The organism is Pseudomonas sp. GW822-FHT04H02, from assembly GCF_058800645.1.
In genome coordinates, this window is sequence record NZ_JBXAMM010000008.1 from 135,794 (window position 1) to 162,172 (window position 26,379).

General features: G+C 62.0%; 25 protein-coding genes. 11 read left to right on the top strand and 14 right to left on the bottom strand.

Annotation, left to right across the window (positions count from 1 at the left end):
- The first annotated feature begins 11 nt into the window (after positions 1–11).
- From mltB to AC1RMG_RS28845, 7 genes are all read left to right on the top strand, one after another.
- Positions 12–1,022, top strand: coding sequence for a lytic murein transglycosylase B (mltB, locus tag AC1RMG_RS28815; RefSeq protein ID WP_011063668.1), 1,011 nt, complete (start codon positions 12–14; stop codon positions 1,020–1,022).
- Positions 1,022–2,020, top strand: coding sequence for a septal ring lytic transglycosylase RlpA family protein (locus AC1RMG_RS28820; protein WP_011063667.1), 999 nt, complete (start codon positions 1,022–1,024; stop codon positions 2,018–2,020). Before mltB ends, AC1RMG_RS28820 begins: the two co-directional genes overlap by 1 nt.
- Positions 2,021–2,206: 186 nt before the next feature.
- Positions 2,207–3,364: a D-alanyl-D-alanine carboxypeptidase family protein gene (locus AC1RMG_RS28825; RefSeq protein WP_125062968.1), complete on the top strand. Its 1,158-nt coding sequence runs from the start codon at positions 2,207–2,209 to the stop codon at positions 3,362–3,364.
- Positions 3,365–3,445: 81 nt separating this feature from the next.
- On the top strand, positions 3,446–3,721 hold the full coding sequence (locus tag AC1RMG_RS28830) for a DUF493 domain-containing protein (protein ID WP_011063665.1): 276 nt from the start codon (positions 3,446–3,448) through the stop codon (positions 3,719–3,721).
- Positions 3,721–4,368 (top strand): lipoyl(octanoyl) transferase LipB, encoded by a 648-nt coding sequence (gene lipB, locus AC1RMG_RS28835; RefSeq protein WP_015637167.1) that lies wholly within the window; start codon positions 3,721–3,723, stop codon positions 4,366–4,368. Before AC1RMG_RS28830 ends, lipB begins: the two co-directional genes overlap by 1 nt.
- Position 4,369: 1 nt before the next feature.
- Positions 4,370–5,392, top strand: coding sequence for a lipoyl synthase (gene lipA, locus AC1RMG_RS28840; RefSeq protein WP_011063663.1), 1,023 nt, complete (start codon positions 4,370–4,372; stop codon positions 5,390–5,392).
- A gap of 151 nt (positions 5,393–5,543) precedes the next feature.
- Positions 5,544–6,491: a S66 peptidase family protein gene (locus AC1RMG_RS28845; RefSeq protein ID WP_011063662.1), complete on the top strand. Its 948-nt coding sequence runs from the start codon at positions 5,544–5,546 to the stop codon at positions 6,489–6,491.
- A 46-nt stretch (positions 6,492–6,537) separates the two neighbouring features.
- Here the strand turns inward: AC1RMG_RS28845 and AC1RMG_RS28850 are convergent, their stop codons facing one another.
- From AC1RMG_RS28850 to leuS, 5 genes are all read right to left on the bottom strand, one after another.
- Entirely contained in the window at positions 6,538–7,860 is a 1,323-nt protein-coding gene (locus tag AC1RMG_RS28850; RefSeq protein WP_125062967.1) for a lytic murein transglycosylase, read from the bottom strand.
- Positions 7,861–7,923: 63 nt separating this feature from the next.
- Entirely contained in the window at positions 7,924–8,085 is a 162-nt protein-coding gene (gene arfA, locus AC1RMG_RS28855; protein WP_015637164.1) for an alternative ribosome rescue factor ArfA, read from the bottom strand.
- 112 nt (positions 8,086–8,197) lie between these two features.
- On the bottom strand, positions 8,198–9,235 hold the full coding sequence (holA, locus tag AC1RMG_RS28860) for a DNA polymerase III subunit delta (protein ID WP_077934839.1): 1,038 nt from the start codon (positions 9,233–9,235) through the stop codon (positions 8,198–8,200).
- Between the two features lie 39 nt (positions 9,236–9,274).
- Positions 9,275–9,880 carry an LPS-assembly lipoprotein LptE gene (locus AC1RMG_RS28865; protein ID WP_125062966.1) on the bottom strand — a complete coding sequence of 202 codons (606 nt, stop codon included), beginning with the start codon at positions 9,878–9,880 and terminating at the stop codon, positions 9,275–9,277.
- An 89-nt stretch (positions 9,881–9,969) separates the two neighbouring features.
- Positions 9,970–12,576: a leucine--tRNA ligase gene (gene leuS, locus AC1RMG_RS28870; protein ID WP_145714345.1), complete on the bottom strand. Its 2,607-nt coding sequence runs from the start codon at positions 12,574–12,576 to the stop codon at positions 9,970–9,972.
- A gap of 260 nt (positions 12,577–12,836) precedes the next feature.
- On the opposite strand from leuS, the gene AC1RMG_RS28875 reads away from it, so the two are divergent.
- Together AC1RMG_RS28875 and AC1RMG_RS28880 are read left to right on the top strand one after the other, a co-directional pair.
- Entirely contained in the window at positions 12,837–13,157 is a 321-nt protein-coding gene (locus AC1RMG_RS28875) for a hypothetical protein (protein WP_011063656.1), read from the top strand.
- Between the two features lie 127 nt (positions 13,158–13,284).
- Entirely contained in the window at positions 13,285–14,046 is a 762-nt protein-coding gene (locus tag AC1RMG_RS28880) for a YdcF family protein (protein ID WP_103290680.1), read from the top strand.
- 44 nt (positions 14,047–14,090) lie between these two features.
- Here AC1RMG_RS28880 and lnt read toward each other — a convergent pair whose 3' ends face one another.
- The 5 genes from lnt to miaB form a co-directional block, all read right to left on the bottom strand.
- Positions 14,091–15,614, bottom strand: a complete 1,524-nt coding sequence (gene lnt, locus AC1RMG_RS28885) for an apolipoprotein N-acyltransferase (RefSeq protein WP_053160199.1) — start codon at positions 15,612–15,614, stop codon at positions 14,091–14,093.
- Positions 15,615–15,804: 190 nt separating this feature from the next.
- Positions 15,805–16,644 (bottom strand): CorC family transporter, encoded by an 840-nt coding sequence (locus AC1RMG_RS28890; RefSeq protein WP_011063653.1) that lies wholly within the window; start codon positions 16,642–16,644, stop codon positions 15,805–15,807.
- A 42-nt stretch (positions 16,645–16,686) separates the two neighbouring features.
- A complete protein-coding gene (gene ybeY, locus AC1RMG_RS28895; RefSeq protein ID WP_011063652.1) occupies positions 16,687–17,145 on the bottom strand; it encodes an rRNA maturation RNase YbeY in 459 nt (152 codons plus the stop codon).
- On the bottom strand, positions 17,138–18,157 hold the full coding sequence (locus AC1RMG_RS28900; protein ID WP_011063651.1) for a PhoH family protein: 1,020 nt from the start codon (positions 18,155–18,157) through the stop codon (positions 17,138–17,140). Before AC1RMG_RS28900 ends, ybeY begins: the two co-directional genes overlap by 8 nt.
- Positions 18,158–18,270: 113 nt before the next feature.
- Positions 18,271–19,599: a tRNA (N6-isopentenyl adenosine(37)-C2)-methylthiotransferase MiaB gene (miaB, locus tag AC1RMG_RS28905; protein WP_011063650.1), complete on the bottom strand. Its 1,329-nt coding sequence runs from the start codon at positions 19,597–19,599 to the stop codon at positions 18,271–18,273.
- Positions 19,600–19,733: 134 nt separating this feature from the next.
- Between miaB and AC1RMG_RS28910 the strand changes: the two genes are divergently transcribed.
- Positions 19,734–20,060, top strand: coding sequence for a DUF1820 family protein (locus AC1RMG_RS28910; RefSeq protein ID WP_007927079.1), 327 nt, complete (start codon positions 19,734–19,736; stop codon positions 20,058–20,060).
- 77 nt (positions 20,061–20,137) lie between these two features.
- On the opposite strand, the gene AC1RMG_RS28915 is transcribed toward AC1RMG_RS28910, so the two are convergent.
- The 4 genes from AC1RMG_RS28915 to AC1RMG_RS28930 all read right to left on the bottom strand — a co-directional run bounded on the left by AC1RMG_RS28915 (position 20,138) and on the right by AC1RMG_RS28930 (position 23,651).
- On the bottom strand, positions 20,138–20,692 hold the full coding sequence (locus AC1RMG_RS28915; RefSeq protein WP_011063648.1) for a tetratricopeptide repeat protein: 555 nt from the start codon (positions 20,690–20,692) through the stop codon (positions 20,138–20,140).
- A gap of 218 nt (positions 20,693–20,910) precedes the next feature.
- The gene (hemL, locus tag AC1RMG_RS28920) at positions 20,911–22,194 is read right to left on the bottom strand and encodes a glutamate-1-semialdehyde 2,1-aminomutase (RefSeq protein ID WP_125062965.1); all 1,284 of its coding nucleotides are present in this window, start codon (positions 22,192–22,194) and stop codon (positions 20,911–20,913) included.
- 17 nt (positions 22,195–22,211) lie between these two features.
- Positions 22,212–22,835 carry a thiamine phosphate synthase gene (thiE, locus tag AC1RMG_RS28925; protein ID WP_011063646.1) on the bottom strand — a complete coding sequence of 208 codons (624 nt, stop codon included), beginning with the start codon at positions 22,833–22,835 and terminating at the stop codon, positions 22,212–22,214.
- An 18-nt stretch (positions 22,836–22,853) separates the two neighbouring features.
- Positions 22,854–23,651 (bottom strand): hydroxymethylpyrimidine/phosphomethylpyrimidine kinase, encoded by a 798-nt coding sequence (locus tag AC1RMG_RS28930; RefSeq protein ID WP_015637156.1) that lies wholly within the window; start codon positions 23,649–23,651, stop codon positions 22,854–22,856.
- Between the two features lie 289 nt (positions 23,652–23,940).
- Between AC1RMG_RS28930 and AC1RMG_RS28935 the strand changes: the two genes are divergently transcribed.
- Positions 23,941–26,307: a hybrid sensor histidine kinase/response regulator gene (locus AC1RMG_RS28935; RefSeq protein ID WP_404673598.1), complete on the top strand. Its 2,367-nt coding sequence runs from the start codon at positions 23,941–23,943 to the stop codon at positions 26,305–26,307.
- Positions 26,308–26,379 lie beyond the last annotated feature (72 nt).

Here is a 26,379-nt window from a genome sequence, read left to right on the forward strand (position 1 = left end):
TGAAGAATTCAATGCAAGCAATGCGTGGCTGGGCCGCTCGGCAGGCGCCGTGGGTCGGTCTGGTAAGCATCCTTGGTGCAGCGCAGCCCGCGTTCGCCGGTGATTACGAAGGTTCGCCCCAGGTGGCCGAATTCGTGGGCGAAATGACTCGGGACTATGGTTTTGCCGGGGAGCAGCTGATGGCTGTGTTCCGCGAGGCCGAGCGCAAGCAGTCGATTCTTGACGCCATTTCGCGGCCCGCCGAGCGGGTCAAGCAGTGGAAGGAATACCGGCCGATGTTCATCACCGACGCGCGCATTGCCCGCGGTGTGGATTTCTGGCGCCAGCATGAAGCGGTGCTGGCCCGCGCCGAGCAGGAATATGGCGTACCGGCCCAGGTAATTGTCTCGATCATCGGCGTTGAAACCTTTTTCGGTCGAAATACCGGGAATTACCGGGTGATCGACGCATTGTCCACCCTGGGTTTCGATTATCCGCCCCGTGCCGAGTTCTTCCGCAAGGAACTGCGCGAGTTTCTGTTGCTGGCGCGTGAGGAGCAGGTCGATCCATTGAGCCTCAAGGGTTCCTACGCCGGAGCCATGGGCCTACCACAGTTCATGCCCAGCAGCTTTCGGGCTTATGCGGTGGACTTCGACGGTGACGGCCACATCAATATCTGGACCAACCCCGATGATGCCATCGGCAGTGTGGCCAGCTATTTCAAACGCCACGGCTGGGTGGCCGGCGAACCGGTGGTCAGTCGCGCCGATGTGCGTGGCGATCGGGTAGATGAAGGCTTGACCACCGGGATCGAACCGACGAAAACCGTCGGGGAGTTGCGGGCCCTGGGCTGGTCGAGTCATGATGCGCTGCGCGATGATATGCCGGTCACCGCTTTCCGTCTGGAAGGTGACAATGGCCCGGAATACTGGATGGGCCTGAAGAATTTTTACGCGATCACTCGCTATAACCGCAGCGTGATGTACGCCATGGCCGTACATCAGTTGTCTGAACAGCTGGTCCAAGCACGGGGCGTCAAGTAATGCTGGCAATGCCAATTCGCAAACCCCTGAAGCTGGTGGCTTTTGCCGCGTTGTCCTTGCTGGTGGTCAGTTGCTCGACGAGTCGCTCGCCGCAGCAGAAATCTTCCACCGCTGTGCGTTCCATGCCGGGCCTGGACGTCAACCGCGCCCACAAGGATGGCGCGCCGTGGTGGGATGTCGACGTTTCGCGCATCCCCGATGCGACCCCGACCCTGCATACCGGCCCCTACAAGGCCAACCCCTACACGGTACTGGGCAAGACCTATTTCCCCATCCAGGAATCGAAGAACTACGTGGCCTCCGGCACGGCGTCCTGGTATGGCACCAAGTTCCACGGCCAGAACACCGCCAATGGCGAGGTCTATGACCTGTACGGCATGAGTGCCGCGCACAAGACCCTGCCGTTGCCCAGTTACGTGAAGGTCACCAACCTGGACAACAATCGCAGCGTGATCCTGCGGGTCAACGACCGTGGGCCGTTCTATTCCGACCGGATCATCGACCTCTCCTACGCCGCGGCCAAGAAGCTCGGCTATGCCGAGACCGGCACCGCCCGGGTCAAGGTCGAGGGCATTGATCCGCAGCAATGGTGGGCTCAGCGTGGCCGTCCGGCGCCGCTGATGCTCAACGAGCCGCAAGTGGCGCAGAATAGCGCGCCGGTGGTTACGGCCTCGGCCGGCACTGTCGAACAATGGACCCCGCCGCCCCAGCAGCACGCGGCGGCTGTGGTTCCCGTACAAGTGAAAAACACGGCAGCAGCTTCTGGCCAGTATCTGCAGGTGGGCGCCTTCGCCAACCCTGACGCTGCCGAGCTGTTGAGGTCGAAATTGAGTGGCATGGTGAGCGCCCCGGTGTTCATCAGCTCGATCGTCCGCAATCAACAGACGCTGCATCGGGTCCGCCTGGGGCCATTCGGCACGCCGGGTGAGGCCCAGCAAGCGCAGAACAGCGTACGCCTGGCGAACCTTGGGCAGGCCAGCGTGGTCTCTGCCGAGTAAGAATACTGAAGATTGAAGATCCGCTTGCGGTATTGGGGGGTGGGTCCTGGTTGTTGGCTCGTCGAACAACAAAAGCCCGGCAAGGGTCAGTGAGTGAACAACTGCACACGCGACAGCCCTTTAGAAGGCTGTCTGAAATAGTTTTGCCCGCAAGGGCAAGTTTCCATTAGCAACTTCGAGAGACGGATGAACATCACCACCTTTGCCAAACGCCTGTGCCTGCTTGTCCCGCTGATCATCACGCCCGCCGCCTGGGCGGTCGAAGCGATGCCGTCGCCACCGCAACTGGCCGCCAAATCCTATGTGCTCATGGACGCCAGCAGCGGTAACGTGCTGGTGGAGAACAATGGTGACCAGCGCCTGCCGCCGGCCAGCCTGACCAAGCTGATGACCGCCTACATCGCGACCCTGGAAATCCGTCGCGGCCAGATCGGCGAGAACGATCCGGTGACCGTCAGCGAGAACGCCTGGCGTACCGGCGGCTCGCGGATGTTCATCAAGGTGGGTTCGCAAGTCACCGTCAGCGACCTGCTGCACGGCATCATCATCCAGTCGGGCAACGACGCCAGCGTCGCGGTTTCCGAGCATATCGCCGGTAGCGAAGACGCGTTCGCCGACATGATGAACAAGACGGCTACCGACCTGGGCATGAGCAACAGCCACTTCATGAACCCTACCGGCCTGCCGAACCCAGAGCATTACTCGTCGGCCCACGACATGGCGGTGCTGGCTCGCGCGATCATCCACGAAGACCCTGCGCACTACGCGATCTACTCGCAGAAGGAGTTCTTCTGGAACGGCATCAAGCAACCCAACCGCAACCTGCTGCTGTGGCGCGACAAGACCGTTGATGGCCTGAAGACCGGCCATACCGACGAAGCCGGCTACTGCATGGTGTCCTCGGCGGTGCGTGATGGCATGCGCCTGATCGCCGTGGTGTTCGGAACCAACAGCGAACAGGCTCGTGCTGCTGAAACCCAGAAGCTGCTGACTTACGGTTTCCGTTTCTTCGAAACCCAGACCTTCTACCAGAAGGGCACCGAGCTGGCCCAGGCCCAGGTCTGGAAGGGCACCACTCATCAGGTCAAGGCCGGTCTGGCCGAAGACCTGACCATGACTATGCCTAAAGGCCAATTGAAAAAGCTCGCCGCCAGCATGACCATGAACCCGCAACTGGTCGCGCCGATCGCCAAGGGCGACGTGATTGGTAAAGTCGAAGTGAAACTGGACGACAAGGTGGTGCACAGCGCTGATCTGATCGCCCTGGAAGCGGTCGACGAAGGTGGTATCTTCCGTCGCATGTGGGATAGCATCCGTCTATTCTTCTACGGCTTGTTCAACTGATATTGTCGACCTGCGTGGCCCTCGTTCCCCAGTGGAGCGGGGGCCATGTCCGTCGTCCGGCTATACGAGGCCGTTACTGCCATGACAGACACTGACGTTAAGTCGCACAAGATTGAGTTTCCCGTCGATGACTATCCGATCAAGGTGATCGGTGACACGGTTGTCGGCTTCAAGGACACCGTGATCGAGATCCTTGCCAAGTACGCCAAGCTGGACATCAAGTCCCTGGCCGAGCGTCAAAGCAGCAACGGCAAGTACACCACCGTACAACTGCACATCACCGCCACCGGTGAAGACCAATTGCGTGATATCAATAGTGCCCTGCGTGCTACCGGTGTCGTCCACATGGTGCTGTGATGCCACAGACGCTGGGCTTTCGTGAGCTTGGCCAGATGGCTTACGAGCCGGTCTGGCAAGCGATGCAGCGCTTTACCAATGAACGCGGTAGCGATGCACCGGATGAAGTCTGGCTGGTGCAGCATCCACCGGTATTCACCCAGGGCCAGGCCGGCAAGGCCGAGCACCTGCTGCTCCCGGGGGATATCCCCGTGGTGCAGGTGGACCGCGGCGGCCAGGTGACCTATCACGGCCCTGGCCAGCTGGTGGCCTACCTGCTGCTGGATGTGCGCCGATTAGGTTTCGGTGTGCGGGACCTGGTCAACCGCATGGAGCACTGCCTGATCGAGCTGCTGGCCAGCTACGGCGTGCCGGCGGCGGCCAAGCCCGATGCACCGGGCGTCTACGTCAATGGGGCGAAAATCGCCTCCCTGGGCCTGCGTATCCGTCACGGATGCTCTTTTCACGGTCTGGCCTTGAACGTGGACATGGATTTGCAGCCGTTTCGACGGATTAACCCCTGTGGTTATGCCGGGTTGGCGATGACCCAGCTGAGCGACCATGCAGGGCCGATTGAATTTGCCGAGGTAAGTGCCCGGCTGCGTGCGCAGCTCGTCAAACACCTCGACTATGCTGAGCAGACGACCCTAACGGGCGGAATCGACTGATATGACTACTGCGCAAGACGCTGTTCAAACCCTGATCCCGACGCTGGATATCTCCGAGCGAGCGGCCCGTCCGAAAGTTGAAACCGGCGTCAAATTGCGCGGTGCGGAAAAGGTCGCGCGCATTCCGGTGAAGATCATTCCGACTACCGAACTGCCGAAGAAACCGGACTGGATTCGCGTACGCATCCCCGTCTCCCCGGAAGTCGATCGGATCAAGCAGCTGCTGCGCAAGCACAAGCTGCACAGCGTCTGCGAAGAGGCGTCCTGCCCGAACCTGGGCGAGTGCTTCTCCGGTGGCACCGCGACCTTCATGATCATGGGCGACATCTGCACCCGTCGCTGCCCCTTCTGTGACGTTGGTCATGGCCGTCCGAAGCCTCTGGATGTCGACGAACCGATGAACCTGGCGGTGGCCATCGCCGATCTGCGCCTGAAATACGTGGTGATCACCTCGGTGGACCGCGATGACCTGCGTGACGGTGGTGCCCAGCACTTTGCCGACTGCATCCGTGAAATCCGCAAGTTGTCGCCGAACGTGCAGTTGGAAACCCTGGTTCCCGACTACCGTGGCCGCATGGATGTTGCCTTGGAAATCACCGCCGCCACGCCGCCGGACGTGTTCAACCACAACCTGGAAACCGTGCCGCGCCTGTACAAGGCCGCCCGTCCTGGCTCGGACTACCAGTGGTCGCTGACCCTGCTGCAGAAATTCAAGCAACTGGTGCCGCATGTGCCCACCAAGTCCGGGCTGATGCTGGGCCTGGGTGAAACCGATGACGAAGTCATCGAGGTCATGAAGCGCATGCGCGAGCACGACATCGACATGCTGACCCTTGGCCAGTACCTGCAACCGTCGCGCAACCACCTGCCGGTCCAGCGCTTCGTGCACCCTGACACCTTCGCCTGGTTCGCCGAGGAAGGTTATCGGATGGGGTTCAAGAACGTTGCTTCCGGCCCGCTGGTACGTTCTTCGTACCATGCCGACGAACAAGCGAAACTGGCCAAGGCAGGCCTGGTTTCCTGATCTGCCTGCCCGCAAGGCGCACGTCTTGCGGGCAGTTCCCCGGCTCTTTCGAGCACTTTCGCAGCGCCCGCCGCTTTTTAAATCCCGCCTCTTCTGTTTGACACCATTCATGGCTACTGTGCTTGGGTGAATTCACACAGGGAGAATCTGCATGCCTATCCAACCGACTGCTGCGCTGAACGCCCACCTGCCGGTGCCGGCGCTGGCCGCAGAAGGCGTTATCGGCCTTATTGCACCTGCCGGTCCCGCAGCGCTGGATACTGAAAAAGCCCACCAATGGATGCGCTCCAGGGGATACAGCCTACGGATCTTCCCGGGTGTCGGGTTGCAGGAGGGGTACCTGGCCGGTAGCGACGAAGCGCGCCTCAAGGATCTGCATGAGGCTTTCGCCGACACGGACATAGACGCCATTCTGTGCCTGCGTGGCGGCTACGGCAGCCCCCGCCTGCTGGACAAGATCGATTTCGATCTGTTGCGGCGCAATCCCAAGCCCTTTGTCGGCTACAGCGATATCACCGCCCTGCACCTGGCGATCAACCGTTATGCCGGCTTTGTGAGCTTTCACGGGCCGATGCTCAACGCCGACCTGCTGGGCGACAAGCAGGCGCCCACCGAGGCCTCCTTTTTCAATCTGCTTCGAGGCCAGGCCCGGGCTGGCAGCCTGCTGCCCCATCCCGTGGCCTTCCCCTTGACCACCATCGAGCCGGGTATTGCGCTGGGCTCCCTGCTGGGCGGGAACCTGTCGCTGATCGCCAGTACCCTGGGCACCCCGTATGAGATCAATACCGACGGCATCATCCTGTTTATCGAGGATGTCAATGAGCCGCTGTACCGCATAGATCGCCTGCTCAATCACCTGCGTCTGGCCGGCAAGCTGGAAAATCTGCGTGGGGTATTGGTGGGGGATGTGGCCGGTGTGGATTTTGCGGCGTTGTGCGCTTTGCTCAAGCAGACCTTCGAACCGCTGCGGATTCCGGTGCTGGCGGGATGGCGCAGTGGTCACTGCGACCCCAACCTGACCTTGCCCATGGGCGCGCTGGTCAGGCTGGATGCGGGAGCCCGAGAACTGACTCTGGCGCAGGATGTGGTCTTCAAGTAATCGCAGGGCCGGCGAGGGGAGTGTTTCCCCTGCGCCGGACCGGCTCCTAACGATTGCGCAGGCTTTCCAGCAGCTTGTGGGTCGGATAGCCATCCGCGGGCCAGCCCAGTGCCTGTTGGGCATTGCGAATGGCCTTGCGGGTGTTGGCGCCGATGATGCCATCGGGATTGCCGGCGTCATAGCTGTTGGCACTGAGCAGTGTCTGTAGCTCGATGCGCTCGGAGCGGCTCAGGGGCAGGTCGTCCTTGGGCCAGCTGCCGCTGATCTGGCCGGCTCCGCCGAAGCGTTCGGAGAGCAGGTTCACCGCCAGGGCATAGGACGAGGAGTTGTTGTATTTGAGCACTGCCCGGAAGTTGTCCAGGATCAGGAACGCCGGGCCGCGGTAACCCGCTGGCAAGAGCAGTGAGGCCGACAGATGTTCCGAGCCGTAAGGCAGGGCCTTGCCATTGGCAGGAGTCATGCCCAGGCGCATCCATTCGCCCACGCTCTTGCGGGTGGAGGCGTCGGCCAGGGCGTAGTCGAAACCACTGTTGAGCTGTACTTCAAGACCCCAGGGCTGTCCCTGCTGCCAGCCGGAACTCTGCAGATAGTGCGCGGTGGAGGCCAGTGCATCGGCCGGGCTGTTCCAGATATCCCGGCGGCCATCGCCGTCGAAGTCCACGGCGTGGGTGTTGTAGGTGGTGGGAATGAACTGGGTCTGGCCCATGGCTCCGGCCCAGGAGCCGAGCATTTTCTCGGGCTGTATATCGCCATGCTGGATGATCTGCAGCGCAGCGATCAATTGGCTGTTGGCAAAGGCCGGGCGCCGACCTTCATAGGCCAGGGTGGCCAGGGAGCGAATGACCGATTTGTTGCCCTGGAAGTCGCCGAAATTGCTTTCCATGCCCCACACCGCCACCAATGCCTGGCGGTCGACGCCGTAGCGCTGTTCGATCCGTTGCAGGATGTCGCTGTACTGCACCAGCAGTGCCTGGCCCTTGCGTACTCGGACCGGGGACAGCGCCCCCTCCAGGTATTCCCATACTGGGCGGCTGAACTCGGGCTGGCTGCGGTCGGCCTTGATCACGCTCATGTCCGGGGTCACGCCGGCAAAGGCGCGATCAAATACTTCGGCACGGATACCGGCGCCCAAGGCTTCGGCACGGAAGGCGTTCAACCATTGGTCAAAGGTCTGGGTGGGCTGGATATCCAGGTTGTCGACGGTCAGGGGCGCGACAGTGGCAGGTGCGGCAAGAGGGGCTGCCTGGAGGCTGGGCAGTGGCTGGGCGTCGGCGGCGGTGGGTTTTTCCGCGCAGGCGACTAGCAGAATAAGGCTGGAGGCAGCGATCAGTTGGCGCATGTGCCAACGACGGGAAAGACAAAAGGGCATGCACGGGTCCAGAGAGAATAACAATCAGGTGCAGACCTTATCATGCCGGCGGGGTTCTGGGCTTCAGGCAGCCAGAAAGTAAGAAGCCTCCCAGCTTTTAGACTGGAAGGCTTCGCGGCGGTAGCTGCCTTTGCCCTTGGCCGGGCGTTCCTGACGGCTGCGGAACAGTGGTTGGGCGACGATGGATTTGGCCTTGTTGGGGCCATGCTTGGATGGCTTGCTCATGCTCAATACTCACTTTGGGAGGGAGGTGTTGCGGCGCAGATCATCGGCCAGAGTCGGGCCGCTGTCCAGCATCATGGATGCAGAAAATTGTAAGCGTGACGGGGTGGCCGCTTTACTCGGCCGCAAGCGCCAGGCGCTGGCCGGCCATCAGCAGCGATAAGCGGCTCAGGCTGCTCCAGGGCGAGCCACTGGCCTGTCCCTTGATCTGCGCATCAATGCGCTGGGCATCGAGCAGCAGTTGGCCCCAGCGTTGTGCGGAGTAGCGCTGCAGGGCTTTGCTCATCAGGGGTTTGCGTTTGTCCCAGACGGGCGGGCGAGCCTGGCTGAAGACCTTGTCCAATGGCACGCCCTGGCTGAACTGCAGGGCCAGGTTGGCCAGCAGGCGCAGTTCTCGGGACAGTGCCCAGAGAATCACCGGTGGTTCCACGCCTTCGCCGCGCAAGCCTTCCAGCATGCGCAGGGCATGGGCCGCTTCACCATTGAGGATGGCGTCCACCAGGCCGAATACGTCGAAGCGGGCACTGTCGGCCACCGCCGCCTGGACCGTTTCGACGGTAATTTGCCCACCCTCGGCCATCAGCTTGAGCTTCTCGATTTCCTGGGCGGCAGCCAGCAGGTTGCCTTCGACCCGGGCGGCGATCAATTCGACGGCATCCTGGCTGGCGGACAAGCCGGCCTGGGACAGGCGCTGGCGAATCCACTGCGGCAGCTGGTTGGCATCCACCGGCCAGATCTGTACGAACTGAGTCTGGGTACCCTCGACCAGCGCCTTGCCCCATTTGGTTTTCTGCGCGCTGCCATCGAGTTTGGGCAGGCTGATCAACAGCACTGTGTCTTCGGCAGGCCGCGAACAGTATTCGATCAGCGCTGCTGCGCCCTTGTCACCAGGCTTGCCCGAGGGCAGACGCAATTCCAGCAGGCGTTTTTCGGCGAACAGCGACATGCTGGCGCCTGCTTGCAGCAGGGTGCCCCAGTCGAAACTGGCGTCGGCGCTGAATACCTGGCGCTCATCGAACCCCTGCTGGCGTACGGCAGAGCGAATGGCGTCGGCGGCTTCCTGGCAAAGCAGGGGATCATCGCCGCTGATCACGTAGATCGGCGCGAGAGTGCCTTGCAGGTGTTTGCCGAGTTGGGCAGGGGCGAGTTTCATAGGCGGGTGCCAGGGGGGCGCCGGAACGCCCCGCATGGCTTACTGGTTCGGCAGTTCCATAGGGGACTGTTGCGGTGTTTCCGCCTCAGCCTTGCGTGCGGCTTCCAGGGCGTCGGCTTCTGCCTTGGCCTTGGCTTCGGCGGTCGCCTGCAGTTGGGCAAGCTGGTCCGGGGTCAGCAATTGCAGACGAATCAGCATGCGCTGGATCAGGTCGCGACGCATTTCCTTGCGGGTCTCGGCAGACTCCTGGTCGGAGCCGGTGATGTTGTTGCCGTCGTGCAGGAAGACTTTCTGCACTTCCAGTTTGTCGCTGAGCAGATGCAGGTTGTCGTGTGTAAGGATCTCGTAGCTCAGAGTGGTGCCGATTTCGTACTCTGCGGAGGCGCCCCCCCCGGTATAACTGAGAGTGCGCTGAGAACTTTCCTCATTCAGCAGTACCAGCTTATAGGGTGCACCGGCATGGACCTGGACGCCGCTGGATTCCAGTTGCTGCTTGAGCATCTTGACGGTAGTGCCGTAGGCATCCCGGGCGCTCAGGTCGAGTTCTTTGACTGTCAGCTCGTTGGTGCCTGTGCCGCGCAGCTGGAAGCCACAGGCGCTCAGCAGCACGGCCAGGCCCATCACCAGCAGATTACGTTTGATCATGTATTGCTCCCCTTGAAACCAGATGGGCCAACCTTGTGGCCCTGGAGGTTTTATTCGGCGCCCGATCCCGGACCGGGCGCCTGATCCAATTAGCTGGCGACGATGTTGACCAGTTTGCCCGGCACCACGATGACCTTGCGAATCGTAAGACCTTCGGTGAAGCGCAGTACGTTCTCGTTGCTGCGAGCGGCCGCTTCGACTTCTTCACGGCTGGCGCTGGCTGGCATCTCGATCTGGCCACGCAGTTTGCCGTTGACCTGGATCACCAGTTGCAGGCTGTCCTGCACCAGCGCGCTTTCGTCCAATGCTGGCCAGCCGGCATCGATGATCGCGCCGCTTTGACCCAGTTGGCCCCACAGCTCATGGCTGATATGCGGAGTGATCGGGGCGAGCAACAGGGCTACGGTCTGCAAGCCTTCCTGCAGCAGTGCACGGTCCTGTTCGCTGCCTTGCGGCGCTTTTTCCAGGACGTTCATCAGAGTCATCACCTGGGCGATGGCGGTGTTGAATTTGTGATGCTGGCCTACGTCCTGGCTGGCCTGCTTGATGGCCAGGTGGATTGCACGGCGAATGGCTTTCTGCTCGTCGCTCAGGGTCGCTACATCCAGAGCCCCCGGCAGCCCCTGGCTGACGTGGGCCTGGGCCAGGCGCCAGACGCGCTTGAGGAAGCGGTGCGCACCTTCAACGCCAGAGTCGGACCATTCCAGGCTCATGTCGGGCGGCGAGGCGAACATCATGAACAGGCGGCAGGTATCGGCGCCGTATTGTTCGATCATCGATTGCGGGTCTACACCGTTGTTCTTCGACTTGGCCATCTTCTCGGTGCCACCGATCTCCACCGGCAGGCCGTCGGAGATGAGTTTGGCGCCAATGATCTTGGCCTTGCTGTCACGCTCCAGCTCGACATCCGCCGGGTTGTACCAGGTGTAGCTGCCATTGGCTTCGCGACGGTAGTAGGTCTCGGCAATCACCATGCCCTGGGTGAGCAGGTTCTTGAACGGCTCGTTGGAACTCACCAGGCCTTCGTCACGCATCAGCTTGTGGAAGAAGCGCGCGTAGAGCAGGTGCAGGATGGCGTGTTCGATACCGCCGATGTACTGATCCACCGGCAACCAGTGGTTGGCCGCGGCCGGATCTACCAGGCCGCCTTCATAGTGCGGCGAGGCGTAACGGGCGTAGTACCACGAGGACTCGACGAAGGTGTCCATGGTGTCGGTTTCGCGCTTGGCAGGTGCTCCGCATTTCGGGCAGTTGCACTCGTAGAACTCGGGCATGCGCGCCAGTGGCGAACCGGCGCCATCGGGAACCACGTCTTCCGGCAATACCACCGGCAACTGCTCTTGCGGGACGGGTACATCGCCGCAGCTGTCGCAGTGGATGATCGGGATCGGGCAGCCCCAGTAGCGCTGGCGGCTGATGCCCCAGTCCCGCAGGCGGAACTGGGTGCGCGATTGGCCGAGGTTCTTCTTCAGCAGCGCCACTTCGATGGCATCGAACGCGCCAGGGAAGTCCAGGCCGTTGAACTCGCCGGAGTTGATCAGCTCGCCATGCTCGCCGTAAGCGTCCTGCCAGGGCGCCGGAGTTTCATCGCCAGCGCTGGTGCGTACCACGGCCTTGATCGGCAGGTTGTACTTGGTGGCGAACTCGAAGTCGCGCTCATCGTGGGCCGGTACCGCCATGACTGCGCCGTCGCCGTAGTGCATGAGCACGTAGTTGGCGACCCAGACCGGGAGTTTTTCACCGGTCAACGGGTGCTCGACGAACAGCGAAGTCGGCAGGCCTTTCTTTTCCTGGGTCGCCATGTCGGCTTCGGCGACGCTGCCACCCTTGCATTCGGCGATGAAGGCCTGCAGCTCGGGGTTGTCCTGTGCTGCCAGGGTGGCCAGCGGGTGCTCGGCTGCCACGGCAACGTAGGTCGCGCCCATCAGGGTGTCTGGACGGGTGGTGAAGACTTTCAGGGTCCCGGCTTCGCCGATGGAGGCCTGGTCGTAGGGAAATTGCACTTCCATGCCACGGGACTTGCCGATCCAGTTGCGTTGCATGGTCTTGACCTGCTCGGGCCAGCCCGGCAGTTCGTCGAGGCTCTCCAGCAGTTCATCCGCGTAGGCGGTGATCTTGAAGTAGTACATCGGAATTTCGCGCTTTTCGATCAGCGCGCCGGAACGCCAGCCGCGGCCGTCGATCACCTGTTCGTTGGCCAGCACGGTCTGGTCGATGGGGTCCCAGTTCACGGTGCCGTTCTTGCGGTAGATCACGCCTTTTTCGAACAGACGGGTGAACAGCCACTGTTCCCAGCGGTAGTAGTCCGGCTTGCAGGTGGTGACCTCGCGGGACCAGTCCACCGCCAGGCCCAGGCTGCGCAGCTGGGTCTTCATGTAGGCGATGTTTTCGTAGGTCCACTTGGCGGGAGCCACGTTGTTTTTCATCGCGGCGTTTTCCGCCGGCATGCCGAAGGCGTCCCAACCCATGGGTTGCAGAACGTTCTTGCCTTGCATGCGCTGGTAGCGGGAGATCACGTCGCCGATGGTGTAGTTGCGCACGTGCCCCATGTGTAGCTTGCCGCTGGGGTAAGGGAACATCGATAGGCAGTAGTAAGTTTCCTTGCCTGGCTGTTCACTGACTTCAAAGGACTTTTGCTCGTCCCAGAACGACTGGGCGGCGGCTTCGATTTCACGGGGCTGATAGTGTTCGTGCATGGCTACTTTTGTACTGAATAGGGGTGGCCTAATCCTCTTCAACGCAACTTCGGGTGGCGATGACGCCAAATGCGGCGTTTTTCAGTGCCCGATGGAGCTGGAAGTGGAGTTACAGGAAGCGCCGTAGCATACATGACCGCACTCTGCCGAGGGAAACCCTGATTGCTCGGGCGGGCCGTTGGTCGCGGCGGCGCGTCGCTTTCGGCTGTCCGACTAAGCTCAAAAAGGGGAGTGAGTCTTATCTTCGATGAGGTGAACGGATGCTTGAATCGCAGCGAAAAGCAACAGAACCGGAGGTGTATGAAAGGCTCCTCAATCGACTGGCTCTGGCCCTGGATGCGGCAAAAACGGCGGATCGACTGCGCAATGAGCGGCCTATCGAGCTGGAGCTGCGGGGTTTGAGCCGGGCGGAGTTTGAATTGATCAGGGCCTATCTGGCCCGCCATCAACGTGAAATGCAGATCAATCCAATGGGCAGTCTGCAACACCAGGAGGTGCCTCGTTCGGCCAAGATCATTTGGCTGAAGGATCAGGCGCCCGTCAAGGCATCGGTGAAAGTCCGATCTCAGCAGTTCAAGTAGGTCCCAGGGCCCCTTATCGGGTCGAGCGAGGTCGCGGCCGAGGACCTCGGGAGCAAAAATACCAGGCATTGGTTGTTGCCGGACAGGTATCCCCTTTAGGCTTCGGGCATCTTGTTGGAGATGCTCGATGCCTTTTCGCTATTTCATCAAACAGTTGCTGCTGCCGCCCGGCATTCTATTGCTGTTGCTGCTGCTTGCCTGGGGCTTGCGCCGTTCCCGGCCACGGCTGGCAGGTTGGTGTTTTGCCTTGGGGCTGGGCGGTTTCTGGCTGATGAGCCTGCCGGTCATGGTGGAGTGGGGCGCGCGCGGTCTGGAGCGCCTGCCGCCCTTGCCGCAAAGCCAATGGGCGAGCCTGGCCGAGCAGGCGGATGTGATTGTGGTGCTGGGTTCGGGGCGGGAGCGGGGCGATCCGGCGTGGGGCTCCGACCAGCCCACCGGCGTGGGCCTGGAGCGCGAACGCTATGCCGCGCGCCTGGCCAAGGCCTCCGGGCTGCCGGTGCTGACCAGTGGCGGCCTGCATTACGGTACGCCGCCCACCGAGGCTGCGTTGATGGCGCAATCCCTGCTCGATGACTTTGGCGTGACGGTGCGCTGGCAGGAAGGCCGCAGCCGCACTACCTGGGAGAACGCGCAGTTCAGCGCCGAGGTCCTGCTGCCATTGGGGATCAAGCGTGTGGTGGTGGTGACCCAGGCCTGGCACATGCCCCGCTCGGTGTGGAGTTTCGAGCACGCCGGGTTTGAAGTGGTGCCTGCACCCGTGGGGTTCCTGGGAGTGGATAACGCCCGTCCGCTGGGAGGCTGGATGCCTGAGTTCAAGTCGATCTGGCAGAGTGGCCAGTTGCTCAATGAGGCAGTGGGCCAATTGGGCTACCGGTTGTTCTATCGCTGATGGCAATCCGGCTCCCTCGGGAGCCGGATTGCCAGCGAGGGCCCTCAAACGGTCTTGGCAATACGGCTGGCCAGCAAGGCCCAGCCAAACAGCAGGGTACAGAGCACCACCAGCGGCCAGGAGCGCCATTGCAGATACGGCGTCAGGTTGTGCATGGGCACGACCTCGCCGTACAGAATGCCGCGTTCGAACTGGGGAATCTGCACCGTGATCCTGCCGAACGGATCGATCAGCCCGGTGACGCCGTTGTTGGTCGCGCGAATCATCCAGCGCCCGGCTTCCAGGGCGCGCATCTGCGCCATCTGCAAGTGTTGCAGGGGGCCGATGGAAGTGCCGAACCAGGTGTCATTGCTGATGGTCAGCAGCAGGTCGCTACGGGCCGAAAGGCTGGCGGCGAATTCGGGGTAGACCACTTCGTAGCAGATGAACGGCGCTATCTGATAGCCCTTGGCCTGCAGCAGCGGCTGGTCGGCCGGGCCGCGGGCGAAGTCCGACATCGGCAGGTTGAAGAAGTCGATCAGGCCGCGCAGCACTTCCTGCAGGGGCACGTACTCGCCAAAAGGCACCAGCTTCTGCTTGAGGTAGGTGCCGTCCCCTTCGCCGGTCACGGTGATGCCGTTGAAGTAGCGTTTTTCATGGCGTACCAGTTGGCGCACCGGAACGCCGGTAATCAGCGCGGAATGACGGTCGGCGGCAAAGTTGCCCATCATCGTCAGGTAGCCTTCGGCCGACTCCTTGAGCACCGGTACTGCGGTTTCCGGCCAGACCAGCAGGTCTACGCGCTTGCTGCGAAAACTCATGTCGCGATACAGCGCCAGCTGGGCGTTGAGCTCGGCCGGGTCCCACTTCATGCTCTGTTCGATATTGCCCTGGATGGCGGCGACCGATAGCGGCTCTCCGGCGGGGCTGGTCCAGGCATGGCCTTTCAGGGCCAGGCCCACGACCCAGGGGGCTGCCAACAGGAGCACGCCCGCAACGATGAAGGCTTTGCGCCCGGCCTTGATCAGTCGCGGCAGGTTGTAGAGCAGCGCTGCGGTGAGGGCCAGGGAGAAGGAGATCAGCCAGATGCCGCCCAGCGGCGCAAGCCCGGCCAGTGGGCCGTCAAGCTGGCTGTAGCCGGAATACAGCCAGGGAAAACCGGTGAGGAACCAGCCGCGAAAGGCTTCCTGGCCCAGCCACAGGGCCGCGAATGCCAGGGCGTCCGCCAGCGGCGCTTCATTGCGTCGCAACCAGCGGGCCCAGAGCCAGGCAGGCAGTGCGAAAAACCAGGCGATGGCGGCGATGAAGGCCAGCATCAGCAGGCCGGCAAGCAGGGCCGAGGCGCCGCCATAGGTGTGAATGCTGACGTAGATCCAGCTGGTGCCGGCCCCGAACAGGCCGAAGCCGAAGCACCAGCCGCGGCCCAGGGCCTGGCGCGGTGTCAGCTCGCGCAGCCCGGCGTAGAACAGGCCGACTGCCAGCAGCGCCAGAGGCCAGATGTTGTAGGGGGCCAGGGCCAGGGTGGTGATGGCGCCGGCGATCACGGCCAGCAGGTTGCCGGGCCAGCCGGGGCGGGTTGAGCGCTGCAAGAGGCGTTTCATCAGCTCTTTCCTGTGTCGTACCGGGCGAGGCACGAGGAGAATGGTTGGGTTGTTTCAGATGAGCGTCGAGTCACGCAGCGCTGCTCGGCCGATGCGTCCCCGCCCTGTATCGCTTGAGGCCAGGCAAGTGGCCTCAAGACGATATCGCGGTGCGGGGGAGGGCAGATGACCCGTTTCCTCAGCGGGAAATGGGGGTCAGGCGCAGCAGATGAATCCGCCGGCTGTCGGCGTTGAGCACGCGGAAGCGATAGGCGCCGATTTCAGTGATTTCGTTGCGTTTTGGCAAGTGGCCGAACGCACTCATGACCAGGCCGCCTACGGTGTCGAATTCGTCGTCGGAAAAGTCGCTGTCGAAAAACTCGTTGAAGTTCTCGATGGGCGTCAGCGCCTTGATCAGGAAGTCGCCGCTGGGCAGTGGCTTGATGTAGCTGTCTTCCTCGACGTCATGTTCGTCCTCGATGTCGCCGACGATCTGTTCCAGCACGTCTTCGATGGTCACCAGGCCTGCCACGCCGCCGTACTCGTCGATGACGATGGCCATGTGGTTGTGGTTGGCGCGGAACTCGCGCAGCAGCACGTTCAGGCGCTTGGACTCGGGGACGAAGGTCGCCGGGCGCAGCAGGTCCTTGATGTTGAAGCTGTCACCGTTCTCCTTGAGGATCAGCGGCAGCAGGTCCTTGGCCAGCAGGACGCCCATCACGTCGTCATGGCTTTCGCCGATCACCGGGTAGCGCGAGTGCGCCGAATCGATGACTGCGGGCAGGAACTCCCGAGGGGTCTGGGTCGCCTTGATGCTGATCATTTGCGAGCGCGGAACCATGATGTCCCGGACTTGCAGGTCAGCGACCTGGATGGCGCCTTCGACGATGGCCAGCGCTTCGCTGTCCAGCAACTTGTTCTGATGGGCTTCGCGCAGCAGCTCCAGCAGCTCCTGGCGGTTTTTCGGCTCATGGGCAAAAGCCTGGGTCAGTTTGCCCAGCCATGACTTTTGCCCGTTGCTCGATCGATCTTCGCTCATAGCGATTGCTCTGAATCCTTGGTTGTTACAGGGGGTTGTTGATCAGCTTTCGTCATCTGCATAAGGGTCCGGATGACCCAGTTCTGCAAGCAACGTTCGTTCCAGCGCTTCCATTTCTTCGGCTTCGTCGTCATCTATATGGTCGTAGCCCAACAGATGCAAGCAGCCGTGAATCACCAGATGGGCCCAGTGGGCCTGAAGTTCCTTGCCTTGTTCAGCCGCTTCGCGTTCGACCACCGCAATGCAGATCACCAGGTCCCCCAGCAATGGGATATCCAGCAGCTCATCCGGTACATCGGCAGGAAATGACAGCACATTGGTGGCGTAATCTTTATGACGCCAGGTGTGGTTCAGCTCACGCCCTTCTGCTTCGTCCACCAGGCGGATGGTCAGTTCCGAATCGGCGGTGCGCTGGCGCAGGGCCAGCTCGCACCACTGGCGGAACTGTTCATCGCTGGGGGCCGGCTGTTGGCTGGCGCGCTGCAGGTCAAGCTCAAGCATCGTGGCGGTTGCCTCGGTCTGCGGCAGCCTTGGCGGCCTCGTCGGCAGCGTGCAGTTCGAAGCGCTCGTAGGCTTCGACGATGCGTTGCACCAGCGGATGGCGCACCACGTCCTTGGGCATGAAGTGAGTGAAGCTGATACCAGGCACATCCTTGAGTACGTTGATCACATGGGCCAGGCCGGACTTGGTGCCCTTGGGCAGGTCGACCTGGGTGATGTCGCCGGTGATCACCGCAGTGGAGCCGAAACCGATCCGTGTCAGGAACATCTTCATCTGTTCCACCGTGGTGTTCTGGCTCTCATCGAGGATGATGAAGCTGTTGTTCAAGGTGCGGCCGCGCATGTAGGCCAGGGGCGCGATCTCGATGACCTGGCGTTCGATGAGCTTGGCCACGTGTTCGAAGCCGAGCATTTCATACAGGGCGTCGTACAGCGGGCGCAGGTAGGGGTCGATCTTCTGGGCCAGGTCGCCGGGCAGGAAACCGAGCTTTTCGCCGGCTTCTACCGCCGGGCGCACCAGCAGGATGCGTCGCACCTGCTCGCGTTCCAGGGCGTCCACGGCGCAGGCCACGGCCAGGTAGGTCTTGCCGGTACCGGCCGGGCCAATGCCGAAGTTGATGTCGTTGCCGAGGATCTCTTTGACGTAGCGCTGCTGATTCAGGCCGCGGGGGCGAATCATGCCTTTCTTGGTGCGCAGGGCCACGGCGGCATCGGCTACCGAAGGGTTGTCCAGCTCTTGCACGGCAGACTCCTGCAAGAACAGGTGGACCAGGTCCGGCGACAGCTCGGTGCCCTTGGTTTCCCGGTAGAGACGGCGCAGAAGGTTTTCCGCGGAGGTGGTTTGCTTGGGTTCGCCGATCAGTTCGAACTGATTGCCGCGGTTGCGGATCTCGATCGTCAGGCGCTGTTCGATCAAGCGCAGATGCTCGTCGAATTGCCCGCACAGATTGGCGAAGCGGCGAGCCTCGAAGGGCTCGAGGATGAAACGATGAGGTTCTATGGGTGCGTTCAAGGTCGTTTTTAGCCGCCCAACGGCAATTAAGATGAATTCAAGGATAACGCCAGCAGCCTGGGTGCGAAAGCTCTTATGCGGAGCAAGGGCTGCTGGGGCTTTTCCCTGCCAGGTTATTGCAGCAGGGAGCCGCGCAGCGAGTGAGGCTGCGCCGAGTCGATGTACACGTCGGCGAACTGGCCGATCAGCGTGGGATTGTCACAGCGGAAGTTGACGATGCGGTTGTTCTCGGTCCGTCCCTGCAGTTCGCCCGGGTCTTTCTTCGAGTAGTCGGTCACCAGGATGCGCTGGGTAGAGCCGACCATTTGTCGGCTGATTTCAAAACCTTGCTGGTTGAGGCGGTGCTGCAAGGCGTTGAGCCGTTCCTTTTTCACCGCCTCCGGTGTTTCGTCGGCCAGGTCGGCGGCCGGTGTTCCCGGCCGTTGGCTGTAGACGAAGGAGTAGGAGAAGTCGAAACCGACGTCTTCGATCAGTTTCATGGTCTGCTGGAAATCCTTCTCCGTCTCGCCTGGGAAGCCGACGATAAAGTCCGAACTGATGCAGATTCCCGGAACAGCCGCCCTGAGCTTGCGCAGCTTGGACTTGTACTCCAGGGCGGTGTGATTGCGCTTCATGGCCGCGAGGATCCGGTCCGAGCCGGATTGCACCGGCAGGTGCAGGTGCTTCACCAGTTCTGGTACTTCGGCATGCGCCTGGATCAGGCTGTCGGAGAACTCCAGCGGATGTGAGGTGGTGTAGCGGATTCGCTCGATGCCATCGATCGCGGCAACCACACGAATCAATTCGGCCAGGTCGGCCATGCGCCCGTCGTGGGTTTGGCCGCGATAGCCGTTGACGTTCTGGCCCAGCAGGGTCACCTCGCGGACGCCGTTTTCCGCCAGGTGGATGATCTCGGCGATCACATCGTCGAAGGGCCGGCTGACTTCTTCGCCGCGGGTGTAGGGCACGACGCAGAAGGTGCAGTACTTGCTGCAGCCTTCCATCACCGAGACATAGGCGCTGGGGCCATCGATCCGGGGCTCGGGCAGGTGGTCGAACTTTTCGATTTCCGGGAACGAGACGTCGACCTGCGGCAATTTGGTGATGCGCGCGACGTCGATCATTTCCGGCAGGCGGTGCAGGGTCTGCGGGCCGAAGACCACGTCCACATAGGGTGCGCGGTCGCGGATGGCCGCGCCCTCCTGGCTGGCCACGCAGCCGCCTACGGCGATCACCATGTCCGGATTGGCCAGCTTGAGCTCACGCCAGCGCCCGAGCTGGGAGTACACCCGGTCCTGGGCGCGTTCGCGAATGGAGCAGGTGTTGAGCAGGATGACGTCCGCATCTTCGGCGCGTGCGGTGACTTCCAGGGCCTGATGTTCGCCCAGCAGGTCCACCATGCGCGAGCTGTCGTACTCGTTCATCTGGCAACCGTGGGTTTCGATGTAAAGCTTCTTGGCCATGGACGGGATCATCACGTGATTCAAAGAACCGCGCATTATAGGGGCCATGCCCACAGGTTCCTAGGGTTGTGCATCGGGTAGCTATGCTATAGTTCGCGCCCTATTTTTGTCCCCCGATGTGTTACCCGCCCGCCATGACCAAACGTGAAGCTCCAATCTACAAGGTGATTTTCCTCAACCAGGGCCAGGTGTTCGAAATGTACGCCAAGCAGATCTATCAGAGTGATCTGTGGGGTTTCCTGGAAGTGGAAGAGTTCGTCTTTGGCGAGCGCACGCAAGTGGTCGTTGACCCGAGCGAGGAGAAGCTCAAGGCCCAGTTCGAAGGTGTAGTGCGCAGCTTTGTGCCGATGCATTCGATCGTGCGCATCGATGAAGTCGAGCGCCTGGGTACGCCGAAGATCAGCGAGGCCCGCGGGGTGAGCAACGTCATGCCGTTCCCGATGCCGATGCCGGAAAAGTAAGCCTGGCCGATTCCGTCTTTCCGGGAGGGCGGTTGTCTGTGTGGAAGCCGGCTCACCGGCGACTGAGGCGCAAATGCCTACGGCAGGGGCGAGAAGGGTGAACGCCCATCGGCGCTCTGCAGTTCCATCAGGTATTTGCGGAAAATCTGTCCCAGCACCTGGGTCGCAACTTCCAGTTCGTCGCGCTGCATGTGCTCGGCGACTTCGTCGGCGGTGTCCAGGGCGTCTTCGGCGCCATTGACCGCAGCCATCTTCAGCACGATGTAAGCCTGGACGTTATTGGCCGGCACGCCTTCACCGTGGAAGAACATGGTGCCCAGCTTGAATTGCGCCTGGGCATGGCCTTGCAAGGAGGCCTTTTCGAAGTAGCTCAGGGCTTGATTGAAATCTTGCGGCGCACCTTTGCCCTCGTAGTAGAACTCGCCCAACTCGTATTGCGCCTCGGCATCCCCCTCGTCGGCGGCCTTCTGGCAGGCGGTGAGGGCCTCGGCCTGGTCCTGAGCCTGGGGATCGAGGGTGCAGCGACCCAGCGCCGGGATCAACAACGAGTTGCCACCTGCTTGTGCATGCGCGAGCAGGGGCTGAAGGAGCAACAGGCAGCCCAGTGTCAGGGCGCGGCCGGTGCGGTTCATGGGAATCGACTTACCTCTGAGGGGCGCGGGGCCCAGCGTGGGGCCCAATAAGCGCGCATTATGAAATAAGCAGGGCCCACCTTACAAAGTCTTTACTCGTTTTTCTGCTGCGTGGGCGCTATATCCCAAGGATTCATCAGCATTTGCAGGTTTCACTGCAGAAAATTCAAGTAAAGACTACAACGGGCGTGATGTTTCACACGCCCGCCGTCCAGCGCTTACTTCAGGGCGGCGAATGCCCGCTCTGCCGCATCCAGCGTCAGCTGCAACTCGGCCTCGCCGTGGGCGATGGAGGTGAAGCCCGCTTCGAAGGCACTCGGCGCCAGGTACACGCCGCCTTCCAGCATCAGGTGGAAGAAGCGCTTGAACAGGTTGGCGTCGCTGGCCATCACATCGTCGAAGGTGACGATGTCATCGGCACCGCTGAAGTACAGGCCGAACATGCCGCCAGCCTGGGTGGTGACGAACGGAATGCCTGCTGCATCGGCGCGTTGTTGCAGGCCTTCGAGCAGACGGCTGGTGTAGTCGCTCAGTTCGGCGTGGAAGCCCGGGCGGCTGATCAGGCGCAGAGTGGTGAGGCCTGCGGCCATGGCCAGCGGGTTGCCGGACAGGGTGCCGGCCTGGTAGACCGGGCCCAGGGGCGCGATGTGCTCCATGATCTTGCGCTTGCCGCCGAAGCAGCCTACCGGCATGCCGCCGCCGATGATCTTGCCGAAGGTCGACAGGTCGGGTGTCACGCCGTAATGGGCCTGAGCGCCACCGAGGGCAACACGGAAACCGGTCATCACTTCGTCGAAGATCAGCACTACGCCGTGCTGATCGCAGAGGCGACGCAGGCCTTCGAGGAAACCCGGTGCCGGGGGTACGCAGTTCATGTTGCCGGCCACTGGTTCAACGATGATGCAGGCCACTTCCTGGCCTACTTCGGCGAGCATTTTTTCCACCGCCGCAATGTCGTTGAAGGGCAGGGTCAGGGTGTGCTTGGCGAAAGCCGCGGGCACACCGGCGGAGCTCGGCACGCCTTGGGTCAGGGCGCCGGAGCCAGCCTTCACCAGCAGGCTGTCGGAGTGGCCGTGGTAGCAGCCTTCGAACTTGATGATGCTGTCCCGGCCGGTGAAGCCACGGGCCAGGCGAATGGCACTCATGGTGGCTTCGGTGCCCGAACTGACCATGCGCACCATTTCCATGGATGGCACGATGGAGCACACCAGGTCGGCCATTTCGGTTTCCATGGCGGTCGGTGCGCCGTAGGACAGGCCGTGTTCCAGTTGCGTGCGCACGGCGTCCAGGACATCAGGGTGGCTGTGGCCAAGAATCATCGGGCCCCAGGAGCCAACGTAGTCGACATAGCGCTTGTCGTCTTCGTCGGTGACGTAGGCACCTTCTGCGTGTTTGAAGAACAGCGGGGTGCCGCCCACGCTCTTGAAGGCGCGGACAGGCGAATTGACGCCACCCGGGATGTGTTTCTGGGCGTTGGCAAACAGGGTTTCGGAACGAGACATGATCGGGCTCTCAAAAATCAGCTGTTGAATAGGGCGTTGAAGGCGCGGGCGCGGCGGGTCACTTCTTCGGCGCTCTCGGCGCCGAACAGGCCGTGGACCACCGCCAGCAGGTCGGCGCCGTGGTTCACCAGTGGCGCGGCGTTGTCCAGGGTGATGCCGCCGATCACGCAGATCGGCAGGTGCAGGCTGGCCCGGGCCTGGTCCAGCAGCTCCAGGCTGGCCGCAGGCGCGCCGGGCTTGGTGGTGGAATTGAAGAAACGGCCGAAGGCGACATAGCTGGCGCCTTCCTTGGCGGCTTGCTCGGCCAGTGGCAACTGGCTGTGGCAGGTGGCACCGATGATCGCCTGGCGGCCCAGCAAGGCTCGGGCCGGGGTCAATGGGCCATCAGTCTGGCCCAGGTGCACGCCGGCACCGATACGCGCCGCCAGCTCGGCATCATCGTTGATGATCAAACGGGTCTTGTAGCGCTCGCACAAGGCCAGCAGGGTTTCGGCTTCCCGCAGTCGGCGGGCCTGGTCGTCGCTTTTGTCGCGGTACTGCAACAGCGTGACACCGCCTTCCAGCGCCGCCTCCACGTACTTCAGAAACTTGCCGGCCAACAGTTGGCTGTCGGTGATGGCGTACAGACCACGTAGTTTCATTGAGCAGGCCTCATGACATTACGAGCAGAAATCCAGCGGCAAGCGGCGCGGAACGAACTGGCCACGGCCAAGCTGTTCGGCATCGCGCAGGGTGCGCCAGGTGTAATCCAGGGCGGACTTCACCGCACTGGCCAGGTGTTCACCTTGGGCCAGGCGGCCGGCCAGTGCGCTGGCCAGGGTGCAGCCGGAGCCGTGGTAGCTGCCCGGCAAGCGCTGGCAGGTATAGGTTTTGCGCAGGCCGTCACGGCTGTACAGGCGATTGTGGACTTCGTGTTCATCGCCGTGGCCGCCGGTGATCAGCAAATGCTTGACGAAGGGCAGAAGTTTTTCGGCGCATTGGTCGGCGCTGCCTTCAGGCAGTTCCGCGAGAATTCGGGCTTCGGGAAGGTTGGGGGTGGCAATGGTTGCCAGGGGCAGGAGGCGCTCGCGCATGGCGTAGCCGACTTCATCCTTGCCCAGCCGGCCACCGCCGCCGGCGCGCAACACCGGATCGCAGACCACTGGCAGGTGCGGGTGGGCCTGGAGCAGCTCGACCACGGTGTCGACCATTTCCAGGGAACCGAGCATGCCCAGCTTGACCGCCGCTACCGTGGAGTCGTTGAGCACCGCATTGGCCTGGGCCAATACCCACTCGCGATCCAGGACGCGGAAGTCGCTGACATTGACCGTGTCCTGCACGGTCAACGCGGTGACAGCCGGAGCTGCATGACAACCCTGAGCCAGCAGGGCTTCGATATCTGCCTGCAGGCCGGCGCCACCACTGGGGTCGTGGCCGGAGAGACAGAGGACAACGGGGCGAGAGCTGTAGATATTCATGGGCGGCGAGCTTACCACCAAACGTTTTTTTTCGCGGCGCTCGACATATAAGAGAGGGGCGGTCTGGCGCCTGCCAGCCCACTTGACCGAAGCAACAGCTCTAGCCCGCTGGATTGCGCTGAAAGCCCCGTTCTAGAGCCTTTAGACTAAAACTTACAATGGTGTTCAATGGCCATCAGCGGCTATGCTAGAGTGGATTCAAATCAATAACAGGTCATGCCGGTTCTACGTCTGCTCAAGGGAAATGGGGGACTTCCTGACACCACCGGACAAGCCACGCTGGGGCTTTATGCACTATTTGCTGATGTTGCTGTTGAGCTTGCCGATGCTGGCTGGCGCCGCCGAGTTCGACGAGTTCACTCAACGCCTGCCCTTGGGCCGAGTGATGCAAGTACTCGAAGACGCGGGGGGTGAGGCGACCATTGCCGATGTCAGCTCGGGGCCTCTGGCTGAACAATTCAGACCCCACGACAAAGACACCCTCAACGCCGGTTATTCGCGCTCGGCGTTCTGGCTGAAGATCGACCTCGACTATCGCCCCGCCAACCCGAGCGCACAACGCAGCTGGTTGCTGGAGTTGGCCTATCCGCCTCTGGACCACCTTGAACTGTACGTCCCTGACGAGTCTGGTGGTTATCGCCTGGCGGGTCGTACCGGGGATGCCTTGCCCTTCGACAGTCGAGAGATTCGCCAGAACAACTACCTGTTCAACCTGAATTTTTCTCCCCACGAGCACAAGACCGTCTACCTGCGGCTGGCCAGTGAAGGCTCGATCCAGGCGCCGGTGAGCCTGTGGTCCAGCAGTGCTTACCTGGAAGCCCAGCCGGTGCGGTTGTATGTGCTCGGGCTGATTTACGGCGTGCTGCTGGGGATGCTGGTGTACAACCTGTTCATCTACCTCAGCGTGCGGGACACCAGCTACCTCTACTACATCTTCTATATCGCTTCCTTCGGTCTCTATCAGCTGTCGGTCAACGGCGCCGCAGTGGAGTACTTCTGGCCCGACAGCCCCTGGTGGGCCAATGCCGCGACACCGTTCTTCATCGGTTCGGCAGGTTTGTTCGGCAGCCAGTTCGCCCGCAGCTTCCTGCAGACTTCCCGCCACAGCCCCTGGGTCGACCGCGTACTACTGGCCTTGATGGCATTTGGCGCGCTGGTCATGGCGCTTTCACTGATGACCAGTTATGCCCTGGCATTGCGCCTGGCCACCACCCTGGCGTTGCTGTTTACCGTGGTGATTTATGTGGCGGGGATCGTCGCCTGGTGTCGCGGGTTGCGGGTGGCGCGTTACTTCATCATCGCCTGGTCGGCCTTTTTGTTTGGAGGGGTGATCAACACCTTGATGGTGCTGGGTTACCTGCCGAATGTGTTCCTGACCATGTACGCCAGCCAGATCGGCTCGGCGATCGAAGTGGCGTTGCTGTCCCTGGCCCTGGCCGATCGCATCAATGCCATGCGTGAGCAACAGGCCCAGACACTGCTCGAAGCCGGGCAGAAGCTTGAAGTGCTGAACCAGCAACTGGCCCACAGCAACCGGCTCAAGGACGAATTCCTGGCCACCCTGACCCATGAGCTGCGGACCCCGATGAACGGCGTCATCGGCTCCCTGGAACTGATGCAGACCCTGGAACTGGATCCGGAGCTGGAGCAATACCAGCAGACAGCGGCCGGCTCGGCGCGGGACATGATGCGCATGGTCAACGGCATTCTGACCCTGACCGAGCTGCAGGCCGGTAAGCTCAGTGCCCAGCGTCAGCCGTTCAGCCTGCGCTCCCTGCTGACGACACTGCAGACCCAATACGGCGCCAGTGCCGCCGCCAAGTCGCTGGCTTTCCAGATCGACTTGAGCGCCGGGCTGCCCGATCGCTTGCAGGGCGACCGCTGCAAACTCAGCCATTGTCTGGAGTGCCTGCTGGACAATGCCATCAAGTTCACCCCTTCGGGCAGCGTGGTGCTGCGGGTGCTCACGCGTTCCGTGTCGGCGCAGCGGGTCAGCCTGAGTTTCGAGGTGATCGACAGCGGTATTGGCTTCGTCAACCTGGATGAAGCGACCCTGTATCAGCGTTTCTTCCAGCTCGATGGTTCCATGACCCGCGAATATGGCGGGCTGGGTATCGGCCTGGCGATCTGTCGGCAGTTGGTGGAGTTGCTGGGCGGGCAATTGACCCACGAATCCACGCCCGGCCGAGGCAGTTGTTTCCGCCTGCTGGTGGAGTTCGACGCCCAGGAACCCGCCCCGCGCTCGCCGGTGGCAGTGGCGCGACGCTTGCCCCGGGACTGCACCGTGCTGCTGGTGGACGACAACGACGTCAATCAGTTGGTGGTCAGGGGCATGCTGCTCAAGCTGGGCTACCAGGTGCGCACCGCCGGTAGCCCTACTGATGCCCTGCAATTGCTCGGGCGTGAGCTGGTCAGTGCGGTGTTGATCGATGGCGAGATGTCCACGGCGCAACTGGGGGCGTTTCGCTTGCAGGCCCAGGCGCTGCCCGGCTATTCCCAATTGCCCATCCTGCTGGCCTGCGTGCCCGGCAAAGAGGGCTGCCCGGCGGGGGCTGGCTCCGACTATCTGGCTAAACCGGTGAAGTTTGAGGCCTTGCAAACGGCATTGTCGAGATATGTGCTCTCTGTGGAGCAGGGCGAAAGCGCCGACATTTAGGCAGGTATGCCACTTTGTTCGGGGTGGGGGCGGTGCTTAACTGGGGTCTTGGCACACCCTGAAGGAGCCCCG

What these genes read in the sequence shown, in the direction of transcription:
- mltB (WP_011063668.1), top strand. Translation starts at nt 12, where the DNA reads ATGCAAGCAATGCGTGGCTGGGCCGCTCGGCAGGCGCCGTGGGTCGGT.
- AC1RMG_RS28820 (WP_011063667.1), top strand. Translation starts at nt 1,022, where the DNA reads ATGCTGGCAATGCCAATTCGCAAACCCCTGAAGCTGGTGGCTTTTGCC.
- AC1RMG_RS28825 (WP_125062968.1), top strand. Translation starts at nt 2,207, where the DNA reads ATGAACATCACCACCTTTGCCAAACGCCTGTGCCTGCTTGTCCCGCTG.
- AC1RMG_RS28830 (WP_011063665.1), top strand. Translation starts at nt 3,446, where the DNA reads ATGACAGACACTGACGTTAAGTCGCACAAGATTGAGTTTCCCGTCGAT.
- lipB (WP_015637167.1), top strand. Translation starts at nt 3,721, where the DNA reads ATGCCACAGACGCTGGGCTTTCGTGAGCTTGGCCAGATGGCTTACGAG.
- lipA (WP_011063663.1), top strand. Translation starts at nt 4,370, where the DNA reads ATGACTACTGCGCAAGACGCTGTTCAAACCCTGATCCCGACGCTGGAT.
- AC1RMG_RS28845 (WP_011063662.1), top strand. Translation starts at nt 5,544, where the DNA reads ATGCCTATCCAACCGACTGCTGCGCTGAACGCCCACCTGCCGGTGCCG.
- AC1RMG_RS28850 (WP_125062967.1), bottom strand. Translation starts at nt 7,860, where the DNA reads ATGCCCTTTTGTCTTTCCCGTCGTTGGCACATGCGCCAACTGATCGCT.
- arfA (WP_015637164.1), bottom strand. Translation starts at nt 8,085, where the DNA reads ATGAGCAAGCCATCCAAGCATGGCCCCAACAAGGCCAAATCCATCGTC.
- holA (WP_077934839.1), bottom strand. Translation starts at nt 9,235, where the DNA reads ATGAAACTCGCCCCTGCCCAACTCGGCAAACACCTGCAAGGCACTCTC.
- AC1RMG_RS28865 (WP_125062966.1), bottom strand. Translation starts at nt 9,880, where the DNA reads ATGATCAAACGTAATCTGCTGGTGATGGGCCTGGCCGTGCTGCTGAGC.
- leuS (WP_145714345.1), bottom strand. Translation starts at nt 12,576, where the DNA reads ATGCACGAACACTATCAGCCCCGTGAAATCGAAGCCGCCGCCCAGTCG.
- AC1RMG_RS28875 (WP_011063656.1), top strand. Translation starts at nt 12,837, where the DNA reads ATGCTTGAATCGCAGCGAAAAGCAACAGAACCGGAGGTGTATGAAAGG.
- AC1RMG_RS28880 (WP_103290680.1), top strand. Translation starts at nt 13,285, where the DNA reads ATGCCTTTTCGCTATTTCATCAAACAGTTGCTGCTGCCGCCCGGCATT.
- AC1RMG_RS28890 (WP_011063653.1), bottom strand. Translation starts at nt 16,644, where the DNA reads ATGAGCGAAGATCGATCGAGCAACGGGCAAAAGTCATGGCTGGGCAAA.
- ybeY (WP_011063652.1), bottom strand. Translation starts at nt 17,145, where the DNA reads ATGCTTGAGCTTGACCTGCAGCGCGCCAGCCAACAGCCGGCCCCCAGC.
- miaB (WP_011063650.1), bottom strand. Translation starts at nt 19,599, where the DNA reads ATGGCCAAGAAGCTTTACATCGAAACCCACGGTTGCCAGATGAACGAG.
- AC1RMG_RS28910 (WP_007927079.1), top strand. Translation starts at nt 19,734, where the DNA reads ATGACCAAACGTGAAGCTCCAATCTACAAGGTGATTTTCCTCAACCAG.
- AC1RMG_RS28915 (WP_011063648.1), bottom strand. Translation starts at nt 20,692, where the DNA reads ATGAACCGCACCGGCCGCGCCCTGACACTGGGCTGCCTGTTGCTCCTT.
- hemL (WP_125062965.1), bottom strand. Translation starts at nt 22,194, where the DNA reads ATGTCTCGTTCCGAAACCCTGTTTGCCAACGCCCAGAAACACATCCCG.
- thiE (WP_011063646.1), bottom strand. Translation starts at nt 22,835, where the DNA reads ATGAAACTACGTGGTCTGTACGCCATCACCGACAGCCAACTGTTGGCC.
- AC1RMG_RS28930 (WP_015637156.1), bottom strand. Translation starts at nt 23,651, where the DNA reads ATGAATATCTACAGCTCTCGCCCCGTTGTCCTCTGTCTCTCCGGCCAC.
- AC1RMG_RS28935 (WP_404673598.1), top strand. Translation starts at nt 23,941, where the DNA reads ATGCACTATTTGCTGATGTTGCTGTTGAGCTTGCCGATGCTGGCTGGC.